The organism is Iodobacter ciconiae (genome assembly GCF_003952345.1).
In the GTDB taxonomy this organism is placed as follows: domain Bacteria; phylum Pseudomonadota; class Gammaproteobacteria; order Burkholderiales; family Chitinibacteraceae; genus Iodobacter; species Iodobacter ciconiae.
Genome location: NZ_CP034433.1, coordinates 3,339,343 through 3,358,500 on the forward strand (window position 1 = coordinate 3,339,343; position 19,158 = coordinate 3,358,500).

The 19,158-nt window shown below is 47.9% G+C and carries 20 protein-coding genes and 3 rRNA genes; 14 read left to right on the forward strand and 9 right to left on the reverse strand.

Features of this window, described 5'->3' with window-relative positions; genetic code table 11:
* Positions 1-248 precede the first annotated feature (248 nt).
* From EJO50_RS14690 to rrf (EJO50_RS14700), 3 genes are all read left to right on the forward strand, one after another.
* Positions 249-3,141, forward strand: a 23S ribosomal RNA gene (locus EJO50_RS14690).
* A gap of 143 nt (positions 3,142-3,284) precedes the next feature.
* Positions 3,285-3,398: ribosomal RNA gene (gene rrf / locus EJO50_RS14695) — 5S ribosomal RNA — on the forward strand.
* 152 nt (positions 3,399-3,550) lie between these two features.
* Positions 3,551-3,663, forward strand: a 5S ribosomal RNA gene (rrf, locus tag EJO50_RS14700).
* A gap of 103 nt (positions 3,664-3,766) precedes the next feature.
* Here the strand turns inward: rrf (EJO50_RS14700) and EJO50_RS14705 are convergent.
* On the reverse strand, positions 3,767-4,339 hold the full coding sequence (locus tag EJO50_RS14705) for an acetate uptake transporter (RefSeq protein WP_125975401.1): 573 nt from the start codon (positions 4,337-4,339) through the stop codon (positions 3,767-3,769).
* A gap of 299 nt (positions 4,340-4,638) precedes the next feature.
* Between EJO50_RS14705 and EJO50_RS14710 the strand changes: the two genes are divergently transcribed.
* A complete protein-coding gene (locus tag EJO50_RS14710; RefSeq protein ID WP_125975403.1) occupies positions 4,639-5,412 on the forward strand; it encodes an HAD-IIA family hydrolase in 774 nt (257 codons plus the stop codon).
* On the opposite strand, the gene EJO50_RS14715 is transcribed toward EJO50_RS14710, so the two are convergent.
* The gene (locus EJO50_RS14715; RefSeq protein ID WP_164521521.1) at positions 5,409-5,885 is read right to left on the reverse strand and encodes an SRPBCC family protein; all 477 of its coding nucleotides are present in this window, start codon (positions 5,883-5,885) and stop codon (positions 5,409-5,411) included. The genes EJO50_RS14710 and EJO50_RS14715 overlap by 4 nt on opposite strands.
* 306 nt (positions 5,886-6,191) lie before the next feature.
* On the opposite strand from EJO50_RS14715, the gene EJO50_RS14720 reads away from it, so the two are divergent.
* Positions 6,192-6,908, forward strand: a complete 717-nt coding sequence (locus EJO50_RS14720; protein ID WP_125975407.1) for an LOG family protein — start codon at positions 6,192-6,194, stop codon at positions 6,906-6,908.
* 76 nt (positions 6,909-6,984) lie between these two features.
* A protein-coding gene (locus EJO50_RS14725; protein ID WP_125975409.1) for an IS3 family transposase occupies positions 6,985-8,351 on the forward strand; the annotation gives its coding sequence in 2 pieces (ribosomal slippage) (positions 6,985-7,503 and positions 7,506-8,351; 1,365 coding nt in all).
* Positions 8,352-8,414: 63 nt separating this feature from the next.
* On the opposite strand, the gene EJO50_RS14730 is transcribed toward EJO50_RS14725, so the two are convergent.
* Together EJO50_RS14730 and gloB are read right to left on the reverse strand one after the other, a co-directional pair.
* On the reverse strand, positions 8,415-9,926 hold the full coding sequence (locus tag EJO50_RS14730) for a LysM peptidoglycan-binding domain-containing protein (RefSeq protein ID WP_164521522.1): 1,512 nt from the start codon (positions 9,924-9,926) through the stop codon (positions 8,415-8,417).
* A gap of 144 nt (positions 9,927-10,070) precedes the next feature.
* Positions 10,071-10,823, reverse strand: coding sequence for a hydroxyacylglutathione hydrolase (gene gloB, locus EJO50_RS14735; protein ID WP_125975413.1), 753 nt, complete (start codon positions 10,821-10,823; stop codon positions 10,071-10,073).
* Positions 10,824-10,829: 6 nt separating this feature from the next.
* Between gloB and EJO50_RS14740 the strand changes: the two genes are divergently transcribed.
* Positions 10,830-11,603 carry a class I SAM-dependent methyltransferase gene (locus EJO50_RS14740; RefSeq protein ID WP_125975414.1) on the forward strand — a complete coding sequence of 258 codons (774 nt, stop codon included), beginning with the start codon at positions 10,830-10,832 and terminating at the stop codon, positions 11,601-11,603.
* 8 nt (positions 11,604-11,611) lie between these two features.
* On the opposite strand, the gene EJO50_RS14745 is transcribed toward EJO50_RS14740, so the two are convergent.
* Positions 11,612-11,896 (reverse strand): hypothetical protein, encoded by a 285-nt coding sequence (locus tag EJO50_RS14745; RefSeq protein ID WP_125975416.1) that lies wholly within the window; start codon positions 11,894-11,896, stop codon positions 11,612-11,614.
* A 25-nt stretch (positions 11,897-11,921) separates the two neighbouring features.
* Between EJO50_RS14745 and rnhA the strand changes: the two genes are divergently transcribed.
* Genes rnhA through EJO50_RS14770 form a run of 5 tightly spaced genes read left to right on the forward strand, consistent with a single transcriptional unit; the run spans position 11,922 to position 14,957 of the window.
* The gene (gene rnhA, locus EJO50_RS14750; protein WP_125975418.1) at positions 11,922-12,365 is read left to right on the forward strand and encodes a ribonuclease HI; all 444 of its coding nucleotides are present in this window, start codon (positions 11,922-11,924) and stop codon (positions 12,363-12,365) included.
* Positions 12,365-13,081 carry a DNA polymerase III subunit epsilon gene (gene dnaQ, locus EJO50_RS14755; protein WP_125975420.1) on the forward strand — a complete coding sequence of 239 codons (717 nt, stop codon included), beginning with the start codon at positions 12,365-12,367 and terminating at the stop codon, positions 13,079-13,081. The genes rnhA and dnaQ overlap by 1 nt, the downstream gene beginning before the upstream one ends.
* A complete protein-coding gene (ispD, locus tag EJO50_RS14760; RefSeq protein ID WP_125975422.1) occupies positions 13,078-13,755 on the forward strand; it encodes a 2-C-methyl-D-erythritol 4-phosphate cytidylyltransferase in 678 nt (225 codons plus the stop codon). Before dnaQ ends, ispD begins: the two co-directional genes overlap by 4 nt.
* A 3-nt stretch (positions 13,756-13,758) precedes the next feature.
* A complete protein-coding gene (gene ispF, locus EJO50_RS14765; RefSeq protein WP_125975424.1) occupies positions 13,759-14,232 on the forward strand; it encodes a 2-C-methyl-D-erythritol 2,4-cyclodiphosphate synthase in 474 nt (157 codons plus the stop codon).
* Between the two features lie 14 nt (positions 14,233-14,246).
* A complete protein-coding gene (locus tag EJO50_RS14770) occupies positions 14,247-14,957 on the forward strand; it encodes a hypothetical protein (RefSeq protein WP_125975426.1) in 711 nt (236 codons plus the stop codon).
* Between the two features lie 9 nt (positions 14,958-14,966).
* Here EJO50_RS14770 and EJO50_RS14775 read toward each other — a convergent pair whose 3' ends face one another.
* The 3 genes from EJO50_RS14775 to EJO50_RS14785 all read right to left on the reverse strand — a co-directional run bounded on the left by EJO50_RS14775 (position 14,967) and on the right by EJO50_RS14785 (position 16,855).
* The gene (locus EJO50_RS14775; protein WP_125975428.1) at positions 14,967-15,698 is read right to left on the reverse strand and encodes a UDP-2,3-diacylglucosamine diphosphatase; all 732 of its coding nucleotides are present in this window, start codon (positions 15,696-15,698) and stop codon (positions 14,967-14,969) included.
* Positions 15,699-15,762: 64 nt separating this feature from the next.
* Positions 15,763-16,266, reverse strand: coding sequence for a peptidylprolyl isomerase (locus tag EJO50_RS14780; protein WP_125975430.1), 504 nt, complete (start codon positions 16,264-16,266; stop codon positions 15,763-15,765).
* Between the two features lie 19 nt (positions 16,267-16,285).
* The gene (locus EJO50_RS14785) at positions 16,286-16,855 is read right to left on the reverse strand and encodes a peptidylprolyl isomerase (RefSeq protein ID WP_125975432.1); all 570 of its coding nucleotides are present in this window, start codon (positions 16,853-16,855) and stop codon (positions 16,286-16,288) included.
* 176 nt (positions 16,856-17,031) lie between these two features.
* On the opposite strand from EJO50_RS14785, the gene coq7 reads away from it, so the two are divergent.
* Positions 17,032-17,667, forward strand: a complete 636-nt coding sequence (coq7, locus tag EJO50_RS14790) for a 2-polyprenyl-3-methyl-6-methoxy-1,4-benzoquinone monooxygenase (protein ID WP_125975434.1) — start codon at positions 17,032-17,034, stop codon at positions 17,665-17,667.
* Positions 17,668-17,793: 126 nt separating this feature from the next.
* Positions 17,794-18,606 carry a formate/nitrite transporter family protein gene (locus EJO50_RS14795; RefSeq protein WP_125975436.1) on the forward strand — a complete coding sequence of 271 codons (813 nt, stop codon included), beginning with the start codon at positions 17,794-17,796 and terminating at the stop codon, positions 18,604-18,606.
* A 46-nt stretch (positions 18,607-18,652) separates the two neighbouring features.
* On the opposite strand, the gene EJO50_RS14800 is transcribed toward EJO50_RS14795, so the two are convergent.
* Complete coding sequence (locus tag EJO50_RS14800) at positions 18,653-19,072, reverse strand: OsmC family protein (protein ID WP_125976554.1); 420 nt, start codon at positions 19,070-19,072, stop codon at positions 18,653-18,655.
* Positions 19,073-19,158: the final 86 nt, after the last annotated feature.

A 19,158-nucleotide genomic window follows, 5' to 3' on the forward strand; every position in this document is an offset into this window, starting at 1 on the left:
TGGTTTAGGATGCAGAATTAATCGGGCTGAACAAAAGTCACATTAATTCTGGTTTCTAAAATCAGCAAGACAGTAAATTGATCTTTAAAAAAATAGAAGAAGTAATACTCAAGTTTAGAAATAAATAAGGGTAGATTGTATCAAAATTGATTATTCGAAGTCAGAACTGAATAATCGATGTCGCAAACAAAGCGAAATCAGATACTTCGAATTGTATTAACTTTGTTGATACGTGTTTGAGGTTATAGGATCAAGCGACTAAGTGCATCTGGTGGATGCCTTGGCGATGATAGGCGAAGAAGGACGCGTTAGCCTGCGAAAAGCGATGGGGAGCTGGCAAATAAGCTTTGATCCATCGATATCCGAATGGGGAAACCCGGCCCTTTTGGGTCACTCATCACTGAATACATAGGTGGTGTAGAGCGAACTCGGCGAACTGAAACATCTAAGTAGCCGAAGGAAAAGAAATCAACCGAGATTCCCAAAGTAGTGGCGAGCGAAATGGGAAGAGCCTGCATGTGATAGATCAAACTTTAGTGGAACAGTCTGGAAAGTCTGGCGATAGTGGGTGATAGCCCCGTACACGAAAGAGATTGGTTGGTACTAAGCATGCGAGAAGTAGGGCGGGACACGAGAAATCCTGTTTGAAGATGGGGGGACCATCCTCCAAGGCTAAATACTCATCATCGACCGATAGTGAACCAGTACCGTGAGGGAAAGGCGAAAAGAACCCCGGGAGGGGAGTGAAATAGAACCTGAAACCGGATGCATACAAACAGTGGGAGCCCTTGCAAAATGGGGTGACTGCGTACCTTTTGTATAATGGGTCAGCGACTTACGTTCAGTAGCGAGCTTAACCGAGTAGGGGAGGCGTAGGGAAACCGAGTCCGAATAGGGCGCATAGTTGCTGGGCGTAGACCCGAAACCAAGTGATCTATCCATGGCCAGGATGAAGCTGCGGTAATACGCAGTGGAGGTCCGAACCCACTAATGTTGCAAAATTAGGGGATGAGCTGTGGATAGGGGTGAAAGGCTAAACAAACTTGGAAATAGCTGGTTCTCCTCGAAAACTATTTAGGTAGTGCCTCATGTATCACTGACGGGGGTAAAGCACTGTTATGGCTAGGGGGTCATCGCGACTTACCAAACCATGGCAAACTCTGAATACCGTCAAGTGCGAGCATGGGAGACAGACTGTGGGTGCTAACGTCCATGGTCAAGAGGGAAACAACCCAGATCGCCGTCTAAGGTCCCAAATAATCAGTTAAGTGGAAAACGAGGTGGGAAGGCATAGACAGCCAGGATGTTGGCTTAGAAGCAGCCATCATTTAAAGAAAGCGTAATAGCTCACTGGTCGAGTCGTCCTGCGCGGAAGATGTAACGGGGCTCAAACTGATAACCGAAGACGCGAATATGTACCGATGGTACATATGGTAGAGGAGCGTTCCGTAGGCCTGCGAAGGTGTCTTGAGAAGGATGCTGGAGGTATCGGAAGTGCGAATGCTGACATGAGTAGCGATAATGCGGGTGAAAAGCCCGCACACCGAAAACCCAAGGTTTCCTGCGCAACGTTCATCGGCGCAGGGTGAGTCGGCCCCTAAGGCGAGGCAGAAATGCGTAGTCGATGGACAACGGGTTAATATTCCCGTACCGATATGAAGTGCGATGGGGGGACGGAGAAAGGTAGGTCAGCCATCTGTTGGAATAGGTGGTTTAAGCGAGTAGGCGTGTGGCTTAGGCAAATCCGGGCTGCTATAACGCTGAGACGTGACGACGAAGTCTTCGGACTGAAGTGATTGATCCTATGCTTCCAAGAAAAGCCTCTAAGCTTCAGCTTTATATTGACCGTACCGCAAACCGACACAGGTGGGTAGGAAGAGAATTCTAAGGTGCTTGAGAGAACTCAGGAGAAGGAACTCGGCAAATTATCACCGTAACTTCGGGAGAAGGTGAGCCCAGAGTATGTGAAGTTCTTCGCGAATGGAGCAGAAATGGGTCGCAGAGAAATGGGGGCTGCGACTGTTTATCAAAAACACAGCACTCTGCAAAGTCGAAAGACGACGTATAGGGTGTGACGCCTGCCCGGTGCTGGAAGATTAAATGATGGGGTGCAAGCTCTTGACTGAAGTCCCAGTAAACGGCGGCCGTAACTATAACGGTCCTAAGGTAGCGAAATTCCTTGTCGGGTAAGTTCCGACCCGCACGAATGGCGTAACGATGGCCCTACTGTCTCCTCCTGAGACTCAGCGAAGTTGAAATGTTTGTGAAGATGCAATCTCCCCGCTGCTAGACGGAAAGACCCCGTGAACCTTTACTGTAGCTTTGCATTGGACTTTGAAGTGGTTTGTGTAGGATAGGTGGGAGGCTATGAAGCGTGGACGCTAGTCTGCGTGGAGCCGACCTTGAAATACCACCCTGACCCCTTTGAGGTTCTAACCTTGGTCCGTTATCCGGATCGGGGACCGTGCATGGTAGGCAGTTTGACTGGGGCGGTCTCCTCCCAAATTGTAACGGAGGAGCTCGAAGGTCGCCTAGGTACGGTCGGACATCGTACTGATAGTGTAATGGCATAAGGCGGCTTAACTGCGAGACAGACAAGTCGAGCAGGTGCGAAAGCAGGACATAGTGATCCGGTGGTTCTGAATGGAAGGGCCATCGCTCAACGGATAAAAGGTACTCCGGGGATAACAGGCTGATTCCGCCCAAGAGTTCACATCGACGGCGGAGTTTGGCACCTCGATGTCGGCTCATCACATCCTGGGGCTGTAGCCGGTCCCAAGGGTATGGCTGTTCGCCATTTAAAGTGGTACGTGAGCTGGGTTCAAAACGTCGTGAGACAGTTTGGTCCCTATCTGCAGTGGGCGTTGGAAATTTGAGGGGGGCTGCTCCTAGTACGAGAGGACCGGAGTGGACAGATCTCTGGTGTACCGGTTGTCACGCCAGTGGCATCGCCGGGTAGCTAAATCTGGAAGAGATAAGCGCTGAAAGCATCTAAGCGCGAAACTCGCCTCAAGATGAGATTTCCCCAAGGCTTTAAGCCTTTTAAAGGGTCGTTCGAGACCAGGACGTTGATAGGTCGGGTGTGGAAGTGCAGTAATGCATTAAGCTAACCGATACTAATTGCCCGTAAGGCTTGATCCTATAACCTGAGACGCGTGTGTGCGACGGTATATAATCTACCCAGATTAGAGTTAGATTTGAGAGCAACAAGCAGTACATATTACTTCTTCTATTGAACTGAACGCGTTGTGGAGCAATACACACAACGAGTTAACCCGTTAAAGTCTGGCGACCATAGCGAGGTGGTCCCACTCCTTCCCATCCCGAACAGGACAGTGAAACACCTTAGCGCCGATGATAGTGCAGATTACCTGTGTGAAAGTAGGTCATTGCCAGACACCCTTACTGAGCGAATCAAAGATTCGCACGTGATGTAAACAAGACCCCCGTACTCGAAAGAGGCGGGGGTTTTGCTATAAGTGAAGTAGTTGTTTTTACAGATGAGATAAATTGTTTGCTGAGTTGTATAAGCAGGCATAAACAGTTTTAGCCTGGTGACCATAGCAAGGTGGCCCCACTCCTTCCCATTCCGAACAGGACAGTGAAACACCTTAGCGCCGATGATAGTGCAGATACCTGTGTGAAAGTAGGTCATTACCAGACACCTTATATTGAGCAAATCTAGGATTTGTTTGGAAAAAAAATAGCCCCGATATCGTTTGATATCGGGGCTTTTTTTATTCTGGAGAAAATCTATTGCCAGATGTTAGCCGAGAGGCATGACTTCTTTACCATACATTTCATTCAGTATTTGGGCCATTGCTGCATAGATGGCAGATGCACCACAAATAATACCTTCAATTCCTGCTATTTGTTTGATTACTGAGCTGCCTGTGTAGTCCCCAAGGGCGAGTAGAGCAAATAAGATGGTTAGGGAGCCGAAAATAAATTGCGTGGCTTTATTGAGTTTGAGCGTGCCGACAAACAGGAATGCTGTAAATATCCCCCACATGGTGAGATAGGCGGTCATACTGTTGATTGAGCTGGCTTCTGCCAGGCCTAGTTTAGGCAGGATGAGCAGGGCTACCAGCGTGAGCCAGAACATACCGTAGGAAGTGAATGCAACGGTGCCGAAGGTGTTTCCCTTTTTCCATTCCAACAGACCGGCAATAACTTGGGCAATCCCCCCATAGAAAATACCCATTGCCAGGATCATTGAGCTAAGCTCGGTTATTCCTGCATTGTGTAGATTCAGGAGCACGGTGGTCATGCCAAACCCCAGTAATCCTAGTGGAGCTGGATTGGCGGTTTGGTCTTGTGTATGAAGTGTCTGAGACATATTAAGTTCTGTTTGAATTTTTAAAGTGGCGCGATTATACCGAGCTTCTTCTTGTAGAAATTTGGCCTAGATTAACTTGGCAGTATTTACCTTATGAGCGGCACTATTTGCTCATTTTGCTGAGTGGATTTTGGGTGATTGGATTGAAAATTATTTGTATTAATATTGCTTATTATTCGAGTTGGCATCATTCGTTAGAAAGTGATTACAACGAGTAACTCTTGTTTGTCTGTTAATAAAATTCTCGTGAGTGTAAGCTTAAATATATTTAGAGAACGTTGATTTACAGGGAGAAGGAAATGGTTAAAAGCGTTATTTCTGATATGGATGGTGTAATTTATCGTGGTAAGCAATTAATTCCTGGTGCAAATGAATTTATTCAGCGTTTATTAAGTAGCAAGCTTCCTTTTTTATTTTTGACTAATAATGCAGAGCAAACCCCGCTCGATTTAAAGCTAAAACTGGAAGCGTTGGGTATTCATGGGTTGACGGAAGAAAATTTTATTACCAGTGCAATGGCTACTGCAATGTTTTTGCACAGCCAGAAGGAGCGTGCTACCGTTTTTATTATTGGTGGTGGTGGCTTAATTAATGAGCTTTATAATGTGGGTTTTTCTATTTCGGAAAGTAAGCCTGATTATGTAGTGGTGGCAAAATCAAGCAGCTTTAATTTCGATCAAATGAAAAAAGCAGTACGCTTTATTGATGGTGGCGCTAAATTTATTGGTACGAATCCCGATATGATTGATCCGGTTGAAGGCGGTGGTAGCGAGCCTGCTGCAGGGACGATTCTTGCTGCGATTTCAGCGGCTACCGGCAAGACGCCATATATTGTAGGCAAACCCAATGCTTTGATGATGACGCTGGCAACCCGTAAATTGGGTGTGCATCCAGAGGATACTTTGATGATTGGCGACAGAATGGATACGGATATTGTGGGAGGGATTGAAGCTGGAATGAAGACAGCCCTGGTGCTTTCCGGGGTGTCAGACACCGAGATGATCAGACAGTTTCCGTACAAGCCAGATTATGTGTTTAATCATGTCGGTGAAATTGATTTTACTTTGCTCTAAGCCAGATTAGCCGGTGCATCAAAGCGGCCTTTTGCGGCAAATTCACGAATTTTCTGGATGGTTTCCAGATCTGTTTGCTGCCAGGCTGCTTTTAGAAACTTTGCGTATTCCTCATCTTCACCCTGCTCATCCATGGGGGTTTGATAGTGAAAACGCACAAACAGCATATTGGCTTCAGGCTCTTCGATTTTCATCAGCAAAGTGCCACCTGCATGTTGCTGGCCAGGTTCGGTGTCATAACGCACATGCATGTTATTGGCCAGATGGATGCGGTCTTGAATATGCATTGCACCAATGGTGATTTCTCTAAGTAAGTGCACATCACTGCGCTCAATAATCTTTACGCTGTCTACATGGGGCATGAATAGATCGGGTGCCTCTGCGCGCAGTACCAAGCCTTGCCAGAGTTTTGCTCTGCTTAGGATAAAATCATTAGACGGGGCATTAACCGCGACCAAGTGTTCTAGTTGCAAAATAACTCTCCTTAAACGGTCAGTATAGCGAATGCTGTATTTTATTTATTGAACAGTAACATTTATTTCTGTTGCTGTAGATATGCTTTATGTTGTATTGATCTATGATCAAAGAATATAAATTTGAGTGGTATTGTGAGTAATTATTTTTGTGTGAGCATGCTTTAGAGTAGATATTTTCTTTTTATAAAAATCCATTTGCTATGATGCAAAATAAATACTGGCTTATCAAATGATTTTTGTTTCATTGATGTGCTGTGGAGATAATATGTTCTATACCTTTAATATATTGCATGGGATAAAAAAATGATAAATCCAAACAACAAGCCCATTGGCATAATTGATGATGAGCAGGCTCTTGATATTGTGGGTGATGCCGTACTTAAGCTTTGGGATGTCGTTGATGAATTGGCGCGTTTACGGCCTGCACATACTCCAGATTATCATGTTACTATTTTCGGCTCAGCACGTATTCAGGATGGCTCCGCTGCCTATGAAGCGGTTAAACAGCTGGCTAGTGAATTAGCCGCGATGGGATGCCGTATTGTGACAGGGGGTGGGCCAGGCTTAATGCAGGCGGCAAATGAAGGAGCAAGAGAAGGTGCGCCAGATCGTCCGGAAGCATCGGTAGGGATTCGGATTGATTTGGATTTTGAACAGAATGTAAATGATTTCGTGGGTAAGGTTTACGAGCACAAAACATTCTTTTCCCGCTTGCACCATTTTATTTTGCGCTCAAATGCATTTATTGTGACCTCAGGCGGGATCGGTACTTTATTAGAGCTGGCAATGGTGTGGCAATTGATTCAGGTTCGTAAGCTCTACAACACGCCCTTGATTTTGGTTGGCGAAATGTGGCATGAGCAGGTTGATTGGGCGCGACGCTATATGGTTGAAAATAATGCGGGCTTAGCCAGTGATGTGGATATGCAGATTCCGGTTGTGGTCGACACGATTGAAGACGCAGTACAGCTGATTCGTGAGCATCATGAAAAGTGGCAGATTGTTGGTTCTTCCTTATAAAGGTACAAAAAAAGCCTCTGAATTTTGAACTGCACCCCAAAAGTTGGACACCCGTCCATATTTTTGGGGTGTTTTTATGTCCAAGTACACAACGCAATTCAAGCTTTCTGTCGTTCAGCAATATTTAACGGGCGAAGCAGGTATTAAAACGATTACTAACCAATATGGCATCGAGCAGGCCATGTTTCGTCGCTGGGTGAGGTCGTTTCGCCAGCATGGTGAATCGGGTTTAGCCCCCAAATACAGTCATTACGATGCCGTGTTCAAACTCTCCGTGCTCCAGCACATGTGGGACAATCATCTTTCCCAGCAGGAAACTACCGCTTATTTTGATATTCGTAGCCCCACTTGTTTGAGCCAATGGAGCACGCAGTATTGCGCAGGCGGAATTGCTGCCCTTGAACCTGCGCCTAAAGGTCGAAAGAAATCACCCATGCCCGTTGCCGAAAATAACACTGCTCCCCTGCCGATTGATGATGAAACCCGTAGCCGTGAAGAACTCATTGCAGAAGTCAAACGCCTCCGTTTAGAGGTGGCCTACATAAAAAAGTACAATGCCTTAGTTCAAGCCAAAGCCCAATCGGCACAGCAGAAACAGCACAAATAGTGCTTGAATTAAGGCCGCAGTTTCCCTTGGCTGATTTGTTGAAACAAGCCGAGTTGCCGCGTAGCACCTTCTATTACCAGAAGCAGGCTTTGGCGGTGAGCGACAAGTATCAAAACGTCAAAACACAGCTTACAGCGCTGTTTGCAGAGCATAAAGGGCGCTATGGCTACCGGCGCATCATGCTGGCGCTGCGTAATAAGGGCGAATGGCTTAATCACAAAACGGTGCAGCGTTTAATGCAAGAGCTGGGTTTGAAGTCGTGCGTTCGGCCTAAAAAGTACCGTTCATACAAGGGTGAATGCGGCAAAATCGCGCCAAATATATTGCAGCGACAATTTAGTGCAGATAAGCCGAATCAGAAATGGGTAACCGATGTGACTGAATTTAACGTACAGGGAGAAAAGCTCTATCTGTCGCCAGTTTTGGATTTATACAATGGAGAAATTATCGCTTTTGAAATGGCGCGCCGCCCAGTATTTGCGCTGGTCAGTCAAATGCTAAAGAAAGCGATCGTTAAGCTGAGCCCGGATGAAAAACCACTACTGCATTCGGATCAGGGTTGGCAGTATCAAATGGCAAAGTATCGGCAGCAATTGGCAGGGAAAGGACTGGTACAAAGTATGTCAAGAAAGGGCAATTGCCACGATAATGCAACGATGGAAAGCTTCTTTGGTACGTTGAAGTCAGAGTTTTTCTACCAGGAAAAATTCACTAGTATTGAGCAACTGGAGCAAGGCATCGTGGACTACATTCATTACTATAACCACGACCGAATCAAGTTGAAGTTAAAAGGGCTGAGTCCTGTTCAATATAGAACCCAGCCCTTGAGCACCTAGCTTTTATACTGTCCAACTAATTGGGGTCAGTTCATTTTTCAGAGGCTTTTTGTTGGTCGGGTGTTAGTAAATGACTAGCTTGGTACCCGCTTGGATTGATTTGCTGCTATTCCATTTTTTTAGATCGGCAGTGGCTACTTTGTAGCGCTTGGAAATAGAGGTGAATGTATCGCCACGTTTGGCGATATATTCACGGCCATCATTTCCTGTTGCTATCTTTCCGGGGCGTGCTGAGACACGCAGAACCTGGCCGATTTTTATTTGGGCATTAGCAGTTTTATTCATGGACTGAAGTTGATCGACATTCATTCCATATCGTTTTGCAATATTGTAGGCCGTATCCCCTTTGATCACTTTATGCTCGGCGCTGGCGAGCACCGGAGTGTGAGGCTTGTCGTTTGCTCCGGTATCGACCGGCTCGGCGGCACGGTTTGCAGCTAAGGCCATGAGGGTTTGTCGATCAGAGACATCCAGACCAGTGATTTTAGGTACCAGAATGGTCTGGCCACGCGCGGTACGCTCGCGGCCTCCAATATCATTAATTTCTTTTAGCTCACTCGCGGCAACGCCAAATGCGCTTGCCAGCTGCTCGAATGACTCCCCTTGCTTGGTTACATAGGGTTGCCAGTTAAGCAGCGGTTTGTCGTAGCTGGCCAGGTTCTTCTGGAAAGCGGCTACTTTGGCAATTGGCAAAACGAGCGAGCGATCGTCTTTATAGGCAATAACCGGGCGGATAAAGCCTGGGTTTAGCTTTAGCAGTTCTTCAACCGGCGTTTCGGCCAGCTCGGCAGCAACTTTAACATCCATATGCTTGCCGACGGTGAGTGTGGCAAAGTAAGGCTTGTTAGGCAGAGATTCGAGCGTGACACCATAGGCATCAGGGTTGGCTATGATATTGCGTACTGCCAGCAGCTTGGGCACGTAGTTACGCGTTTCATCTGGCGTGCGTAAATCAATAAATTGAGTGCCAAGGCTGGCTGCTTCATTTTTAGCCACGGCACGTGCTACGGCTGTTGGACCCCAGTTATAGGAAGCCAGTGCAAGCTGCCAGTCACCAAACTGGTTATAGCTGCCGCTTAAGTAATCCAGAGCGGCACTGGTGGCCGCGACTACGTCACGACGCCCGTCATACCACCATGTACGCTCTAAGCCGTAGTCTTTGCCGGTGGCAGGCATAAATTGCCACATTCCTGCGGCTTTTACCGATGATTCTGCCCGTGGATTGAAGGCTGATTCGATCATGGGTAAAAGCGCGATTTCCATGGGCATACCGCGTTTTTCAACTTCATTCACTACATAATATAAGTATGGGGTGCCACGTTTAATAATACGATTTAGATATTCTGGGCGGCTAGCGTAGTAGTTTTCCCATTTGCTGACTAATTGATGATCCAGTTCCGGAATAGTAAACCCGGTGCGGACACGCGCCCATAAATCGGCGTACTCCGGAGTGCTGACTACTTCAGAAAACAGCGCATCGATAGTGCGATATGTGTCATCTTGAGGGGTGAAACTGGGATTATGCAGCTGGTAATCTAGTTTTGCAGGGGCAGTAGTATCTGCGTACGAACCCAAGGAACATAGACCTGAGATAAGACCAACAAGGATGCTTTGCTTCATGGGTACCTACGTTAAAAACACACAATAATCGAGCGATGCTGCCGCTGCTGTCTGATCTTGTCAATATGTTTATGCTTGATGGCGGATATTGCTTTGAAATCAACGGAAGTTATCTTTCCACTTGCGCAGTGTGGCAAAAACATCTAGAGCATTCTCTACCTGGGGGTTTTGCTTCTTGGCGGAGTGAACGACACTGGCTTGATCGCAGCGCAGATAGGGGTTAGTGGCTTTTTCTTTAGCAATGCTTGATGGCAAGGTGGGAAGTGCTTGTTCACGCAGAGCGGCATCGCTTTGTATCCGCTCAAGCAGGACTGTATTATCAGGCTCTACGGTAAGAGCAAATCTGAGATTAGTCAGTGTGTATTCGTGGGCACAGCAAACAAGAGTGTGATCAGGCAGTGTGGCAAAGCGCTGAAGTGACGCATACATCTGCTCTGCCGTGCCTTCAAAAAGCCGGCCACAGCCTGCTGCAAACAGGGTGTCTCCACAAAAAAGGGCACCTGCACCGACATAGGCTAAATGATCAAGGGTATGTCCCGGCACGCTCATTACTTTAAAATCTGTGCCAAGCATTTGTAGTGTTTCGCCTTCTTGCACCGGGTTGGAAACATTTTTGATGCTGGCAGGTCCGAATACAGGCATCTGGTAGTGAGACCAGAGTACAGGCAGGCCATCGACATGATCATGATGATGGTGAGTAATTAAAACCCCCGCCAGTTCTAGCTGATTTTCTTTGAGATGATGAATCAAAGGCAGAGCATCGCCCGGGTCTATTGCAATGGCATGGCGGCCTTTTTGCAAAACCCAGATATAATTGTCTTCGAAAATTGGCACGGCGCTGATGCGGATCATACAAGAATGCCTTTAAATGTTGATGCTCGATTGAACCACTTTGCAGATTGGCTTGCTACGCCATTAGGTCACTATTTGGCAAGTGCAGAGATGGATTGGTACGACCGTACTGTTACCGATATCTTTGGCTATAAGGCAGTGCAGCTTGAACTGCCACAGCTCGATTGCCTGCGTGCTAATCGTATGGCCTGGCGTTTACGGGCCGGGCAAACTGCTGGTGTGGCTTTACGTTGCATGAGTGAATCACTTCCCTTTGCAAATCAGAGTATTGATTTACTGGTTTTGCCCCATGTGCTGGATTTTGCCGCAAACCCGGAAGCCGTGTTACGTGAGGCGGAGCGTGTTTTAATGCCGGAAGGGCGTTTACTAATTACAGGGTTTAATCCGTGGAGTTTATGGGGATTGCGCCGCTTAAAAAATGGTACTCATCCTGCTCCCTGGCGTGGCAATTTTGTGTCTTTGCCCAGACTGAAAGATTGGTTAGCCTCACTGGGTTTTGAAACGATGCGGGGTGAGTTTCTTTGTTATGGTCTGCCGGTGCAAAGAGAAAAATGGTTATCCAGAAGCCGGTTTTTAGAAAATGCAGGGGACCGTTGGTGGCCCGCTGCAGGTGGGGTGTATTGCCTTGATATGGTTAAGCGTGTACACGGGATGCGCCTAATTGGCCCCAAGTGGCGTAAGGCACCAGCGGTGGCAGGCGCCGTCACCGCCACCGGGGTTGACCAGCGTAATATATTAGAAAAAGAGCTGCTGCGAGGGAGAAAACAGCTAAAAAAATAAGCGGGCAATTAATTATGCTGATCACAGCGGCGCGCTGTTTCAGTCATCTCTTGCAGGGTTTTAAGCCCCTCTGCGTGGCTTTTAATGGCAAGTTTGATTTCATGGCCGCTACCCAAATTGCCACCGCCAAAAGCAATTCGCAGCTCTTCATTACCGATATCGATGGTTTGCACCACGGTAAGGTTGATAAAGCGTTTTGTTTCGTTGCCCGGCACTGGCCAGGGGCAAAAGGGGGCTGCAAAACAGCTGTGGCTTAATAATAGTGCCGTGATGATCATTAATGGTTGTTTCATGCTGCGATTTTCCAGGATAGAAAGAATGAATAAAGTAGTGATTTACACCGATGGTGCGTGTAAAGGTAATCCCGGCCCCGGTGGTTGGGGAGCTTGGTTACAGTATGGCGATAAACAAAAAGAATTATGTGGCGGTGAGTTAGACACGACTAATAATCGCATGGAATTGATGGGCGTGATTAAAGCACTGGGCATTTTAAGCCGCCCCTGTGAAGTAGTGATCTGGACTGACTCGCAGTACGTTAAAAATGGTATCAGCACATGGATTCATGGCTGGAAGAAAAACGGCTGGAAAACGGCAGCCAAGCAACCGGTTAAAAACGCCGATTTATGGCGTGAGCTGGATGTGGCCCAGGCTCAGCATCAGATCGAATGGTGCTGGGTAAAAGGGCATGCTGGGCACGAAGGCAATGAGCGTGCAGATCAATTGGCCAATAAGGGCGTGGAAATTGCGCAGGGGCGTGGTTGATGCGGCAAATTATTCTTGATACCGAAACAACCGGCCTGCGGGTTGAAGACGGCAACCGTATTCTGGAAATTGCTGCAGTAGAAATGATAGACCGGCGCTTATCATCGCCAGACCGGCATTTTCATTGCTATATCAATCCGGGCCGGGATAGTGAAGAAGGCGCTTTGAATGTGCACGGCTTAACCACCGAGTTTTTGTCGGATAAGCCTACTTTTGCCCAGATTGCTGATGAATTTCTTGATTTTGTAGGTGGCGCCGAAATTATTATCCATAACGCCCCCTTTGATGTGGGCTACTTGAATATGGAGCTGGGCCAAATTGGGCGTGGCAAGTTTAGCGATTATGTGGACAATGTGATTGATACGCTGGTGATGGCCAAAGATCAGCGGCCGGGCAAGCGTAATAATCTGGATGCTCTGTGTGATTTCTTTGATATCGATCGTAGTAATCGTACGCTGCACGGCGCGCTGATCGATTGCGAATTATTGTCTGAAGTTTATCTGGGCCTGACCCGTGGCCAAGATAGCCTGCTCATTGATTTTGATCCCTACGCAGGAAATGACGCGGCCTTGGCTTTTGCCAAAAGTAATCGTAAGCCCTTACGCATTGTCAGGGCAACGGCGGAAGAGCGGGCCGAGCATGAGGCTTATCTTGCGGCACTGGATAAAAGCGTAAAGGGCGAGTGCCTGTGGCGGCAGATGGAAAAGGGCGAATGATTGCGCTGATTCCCGCCGCAGGCAGTGGTTCACGGATGGCATCAGTGGCGCCCAAGCAATACCTTGATCTGGCGGGTCAACCGCTGATTTGGCACACCTTATCTGCTTTATCTAAGGTGGCCGAGCTGGATCAGATTGTGGTGGTGATTTCGCCTGAGGATGAATGGTGGGATAGTTTTGATTGGTGCGAATTTAAGCGGCTAGAAGTATTGCGTTGTGGCGGGGCCAGCCGTGCTGAATCGGTCCTGAATGGCCTACTTGCTTTGCAGGGCTCTGATGACTGGGTTCTCGTGCACGATGCTGCTCGGCCCTGTTTGGATCCTGCCCTGGTCAGTCAAATGATTGTTGAGCTGGTTAATCATCCTGTCGGTGGTATTCTGGCTGTGCCGGTGGCAGATACCTTAAAGCTGGCACAGGCGGGTCAGCATATTGCACATACCCATCCAAGGGAGGGCTTATGGCAGGCCCAGACACCGCAAATGTTTCGCATAGCGCAATTGGCTCATGCCTTGACGATAGGGATGGGGCCGGATATTACTGATGAAGCCAGTGCTTTAGAAAAACTTGGTTTACAGCCTAAATTGGTTATGGGCAGCCCGTGGAATTTAAAAGTCACTTACCCGCAAGATTTGCGCCTGGCCGAGTTAATCTTGGCGGCAGGCCGGTTAGGATAAAAAATGAGAATAGGTCAGGGTTGGGACGTACATCGTCTGGTAGAAGGGCGTAAATTAATTCTGGGTGGGGTGGATATCCCTTTTGATAAGGGTTTGTTGGGTCATTCAGATGCTGATGCTCTGCTGCATGCCATTACCGATGCGGTTCTGGGGGGGGCTGGCTTGGGTGATATTGGCCGCCATTTTCCTGATACAGCTACTGAGTTTAAAGGGGCTGATAGTCGTGTTTTACTGCGGGAAGCTGTGCGCCGTGTACGGGAGGCGGGCTGGCAAATTGGCAATGTGGATGCATCTATCTTAATCCAGCAGCCCAAAATGGCGCCACATATTGCCGCGATGGTGGCCAATATTGCCAGTGATTTGGGTGTGGCAATTGGGCTGGTTAATGTTAAAGCGAAAACGTACGAGAAACTGGGTCCTGTTGGTGCTTCAGAAGCGGTTGAGGCTCAGGCTGTGTGTTTACTCCTGCCTTTGTGATGCAAGGAGGGCTTATGCGTTTTTGTCTGCTGGCTGGTTTGTTGTCATCTCTCGCTTTTGCAGATCAGCTTGATACGCTGGCCTTGCAGCATAAAGTGCCTGATGAACTTGTGCCTGCATTACGTGCAGCTTTCCCTGAGGCATCAATCCAGGGGATTCAAGGGCAATTATTGATTCGTGCCGCAGACCAGGCCAGCTTTGATCGGATTGCCGCTATGGCGCGCAAACTGGATCAGCCCAGCCGCCGTTTACAAATCAGCGTGCAGCAGCGGGATAGCGCGTCATCCGCACAATTGGCGCTGGATGGGCGGGTGGTTGTATCTGGTCAGGGAATAAAAGGCGGCGTACACGTTTCTGCTTATGATCAGGCATCTTCTCAGCAGCTTTTGCAAACCCTGCGTGTAATGGATGGTGGCAGGGCCATGATAGAGCTGGGAAGCGGGCGCTTTGTGCCAGTCTGGCACTCAGGCTTTACGGGAGAGTGGCAAACGGCTGCGAGCGGGTTTTGGGCAGAGCCCCGTTTAGTGGGTGATACCATTCACATACGCATTTACCCAAAAAGCAGCCGGTTTGAGCGTGATGGGAGTGTCGTTATGCATCAGATGGGCAGTGATGTTTCTGCCCGATTGGGGGAGTGGGTATTGGCTGGCGAGATAGCCACAACAGTTTCGCTTTCTAAAGGGCAGCGGCAGTATCAGGTGTGGCTTAAGGTTGATGCAGATTAAGTCAGCCCATCAAAATGGCGAACCATCCAGTCGGTGCATACTGATCGTGTTGTTCTCCAGCTTTAAATAGCCGCCTTGCCCCTGATACCAGTCCGGTAAGACCCAGCGCTGTCCTTGCGGGAGTATGTGCATGGCGGGGCGGTGGGTATGGCCGTGAATCAGTGTCCGGACGTGGTGCTGTGCCATCAGTTGCTCTGTAGCTTTCGGGTTAACATCCATAATGTCACTGCGCTTTATTTGATTGGAAGCTTTAGAGCGTTGGCGCAGTTTTTTAACCTGGCTTTGCCGCCAGCGTTTCGGCAGGGCCAGAAACAGGGTTTGTACCAGGGGATGCCTGACAATGCGGCGAAAGCGCTGGTAAGCGAGATCATCAGTGCAAAGCGCATCTCCGTGGCTAATCAGCAGCGTTTGTCCATGAAGATGAATCAGGCTGGGATCAGGCAGTATGCTCAGTTTTGCCGCAGATGCAAAGCGTGCGCCCGGTAGGAAATCACGGTTGCCTGCTAAAAAGAAAACTTTGATGCCTTGACTGGCCAATTGGGCAATTGCCGTTACAATTTCGGTATTAAATGCTTCATTCAGGCCATCGTCGCCAATCCAGAATTCAAATAGATCCCCCAGAATATACAAGGCGCCGGCTGCGCATACTGGCCCCTGTAAAAAAGCGTGAAAAGCCGCTGTCGTTGCCGGATCGTTTGGGGAGAGATGAAGGTCGGAAATAAATAAAATGGAAGATGGCATTAAATTTGATGGCTTGCGAGGTGAAGCAGTGGGAGGTGCTGGCTTTGGCCAGCACCTAAAAGCATTAAGCTAAAACTTCAGCTTTAATGATCAATACATCTTCTTTTGGCACATCCTGGTGAAAGCCCTTGCTGCCGGTTTTGACGGCTTTTAGCTGATCAACCACTTCTTTTCCTTCGATTACCTTGGCAAATACGCAGTAGCCAAACCCCTGCGCTGTTGCACTCTGGTAGTTCAGAAAATCATTGTTAGCAACATTGATAAAGAATTGCGAAGAAGCAGAATGCGGGTCTGGAGTGCGTGCCATTGCCAGGGTGTAGGCGTCGTTTTTCAAGCCATTAGCGGCTTCATTTTTAATCGGTGCACGGCCTTCTTTCTTCTCGTCCATGCCCGGTGCAAAACCACCGCCTTGCACCATAAAGCCATTAATGATGCGGTGGAAAATCGTGCCGTCGTAATGGCCTTCTTCAACATATTGCAAGAAATTAGCTACGGTAATCGGAGCTTTTTCAGCGTTCAGCTCAACGATAATATCGCCAAAAGTGGTGGTGAGTTTTACATTGCTCATGATGTTTCCTTTTAAAGGGTTATTGGCCTGACTTTTTGCCAAGCTCGCGGGCTGATTGAATCGTAATGGTGTTTACTGGTACATCGCCAGCGGCTGTCGGGCTAACGCTGATTTGATCGACCACCGGCAGGCCGGAAATGACTTTGCCAAATACGGTGTAGCCAAAGCCATCCTGGCCCGGGTAGTTTAGAAAGTCGTTATTTTTTGAATTAATAAAAAACTGTGCTGTGGCTGAATCAGGATTGGCTGTTCTGGCCATCGCGATGGTGCCGCGATCATTTTTTAAACCTTTTTCAAATGCTGTTTTTGCTTCATTTTTAACCGGCGGGCGAGTTGGCTTTTCGGCCATTTTCTCATCCATGCCACCACCTTGAATCATAAAATCACGAATTACGCGGTGAAAAATAGTGCCGTCATATTGTTTGTCTTTAACATATCGCAAGAAATTTGCCACAGTGAGCGGGGCTTTTTCCGGATAAAGCTCGATCACTACTTTGCCTTTAGATGTGATTAATTCAACCTGCGGGTTGGCGGCAAAAGCACTTACGCTGGCCAGAACAAGGCTTGCTGCAACAACAAGACGTTTCATCGTGTTTTCCCAAGTGTGTGATTAAAAAGGGCGAAATTTTGCGCAATTATAGCACGCGCCGTTAGCGCTCGTTACCCCGCGCAAATCCAGTATTGCCCTTTGGTTTACTCTGTAATTATCGTGGTTTATGCCTGTTTATGGGGTAAAATCGCAGCATTCTATGGATCGATACCCTCATGTTGAAATTACCTTCTCTAGACCGGCTTATTTCCGAGTTTGATACCGTTTTACGTACCCTGGCAGCTTCTGCCCAGAGCGTGCGGCCTCACCCTGATGCAGCTGTTGCTGATATTGAAATGAGTACGGCGCAAAAGCAGCATGCTGCGGGCCTGATGCGGGTTAATCATTGTGGTGAAGTGTGCGCGCAGGCTTTGTATCAAGGGCAGGCATTAACGGCGCGTGATCCGGCTACCCGTGATGCTTTGCGTGAAGCTGCTCATGAGGAGGTCGAGCATCTGGCGTGGACCGAGGCGCGTATCACAGATTTAGGTGGCCATAAAAGCCTGTTGAACCCGTTGTGGTATGCAGGCTCTTTGGCGATCGGTGTGACAGCAGGCGTGATCGGGGATAAATGGAATTTGGGTTTTTTGGCGGAGACTGAGCGCCAGGTTGCTGCTCATTTGCAATCTCATTTACGTGAGCTGCCTGAGCAGGACGCAAAGAGCAGGGCCATTGTTGCTCAGATGCATATTGATGAAACGCATCACGCAGAAAAAGCAGAAGAGTTGGGAGCTGCCCCTTTGCCGTTTCCAATTGTGAAAGCCATGAAAATCAGCTCAATTGTGATGACTTCACTTTCTTATCGGCTCTAAAGGTTGAGCTAAATCAGAGCAAATTAAAATAGAATGTATGACGAGTAAATTGTTTACAGATTTGTATTTAGGCTTACAGATATAACGCTGGTTCACGATTTACGTTATTTTGCTCTGAGGCCTCCTATGTCTGAAATAAATTCGCCACAACAGATTGTTGATTATGTTGATCATGCTGCGCTTAATAAAGCAGCGCTGCCTTTTTCCCGTTTACTTGTGATGGCGATGTTGGGCGGTGCGTTCATCGGGCTGGGAGGGTTACTTGCGATTGTGGTAACCGGGGGCTCTACAGAATTACTGGCCAGTAATCCCGGCCTGGCCAAACTTTTGTTTGGTGCACTTTTTCCATTAGGCTTTATCGCTGTTGTACTTACGGGGGCAGATCTGTTTACTTCAAATTGCGCAACTCAGGTGGTTTCGCTGTGGAGGAAAAATCTTAAGCCAGTGCAGGTGCTTCGTGTCTGGTGTGTTTCATATTCGGGTAATTTTGTTGGAGCCTGTTTAGCCGCATGGGCTTTTACCCATATGACGCAGCTTTTTCCTGCCGGGCAGCCTAGCACCCAGTATTTGATTAGTGTGGCGGAGCATAAACTGGCAAACCCCTTTATGGTGAGTTTTATGCGAGGCGTTCTGGCTAATCTTTTGGTTTGTATTGCAACCTGGCAAGGTTATTCAGCAAAAGACACTTTGGGCAGAATGCTGGGGATCTGGTTCCCCGTGATGGCATTTGTTGCGCTGGGCATGGAGCACAGCATTGCCAATATGTTTTTTATTCCGGCAGCGATGCTGGCTGGGCTGGATATCACCTGGGGGCACTTTTTTACCGCTAATTTATTGCCGGTTACTCTGGGTAATATAGTGGGGGGAGCTGTTTTTGTAGGGCTTCCCTATGCGTGGATTTATGCCAAATCGCAAAAACCTTCGGCTGTTACAAAGTAAAATATAAAACGAAGCTGCTTGTAAAAACGCGCCAGAGGCGCGTTTTTTATTGGGTTTCAATCACCACAAAGTCATGCGTAATAATTACGCTTTTTGCCAGCATGATCGATGCAGAGCAATATTTTTCTGCGGATAATTTGATGGCGCGCTCAACGTGCTCGGTTTTTAAATTTTTACCTGTTACGGTGTAGTGCAAATGAATTTTTGTAAAAACTTTAGGTTCTGTTTCTGCACGTTCAGCATCCACGTCTACAACGCAGTCTCTCACGTCTGCACGGCCTTTTTTGAGGATGTGGATGACATCATAGGCCGAGCAGCCTGCGGTGCCCATCAGTACCATTTCCATGGGTCTGGGGCCTAAATTTCTTCCTCCTCCCTCCGGAGGGCCATCCATGAGCACTGCATGGCCTGATTCTGACTGAGCTAAAAAGCTGACTTCTTCCACCCATTTAACGCGTACTTTCATTTTGTTTTCTCTGTGTTTGCGGGGTTTTTCGGGCATGATTTATTGTTTGAGCAGCATGCTTAATATCGAGTCTGGTATTTTGCATC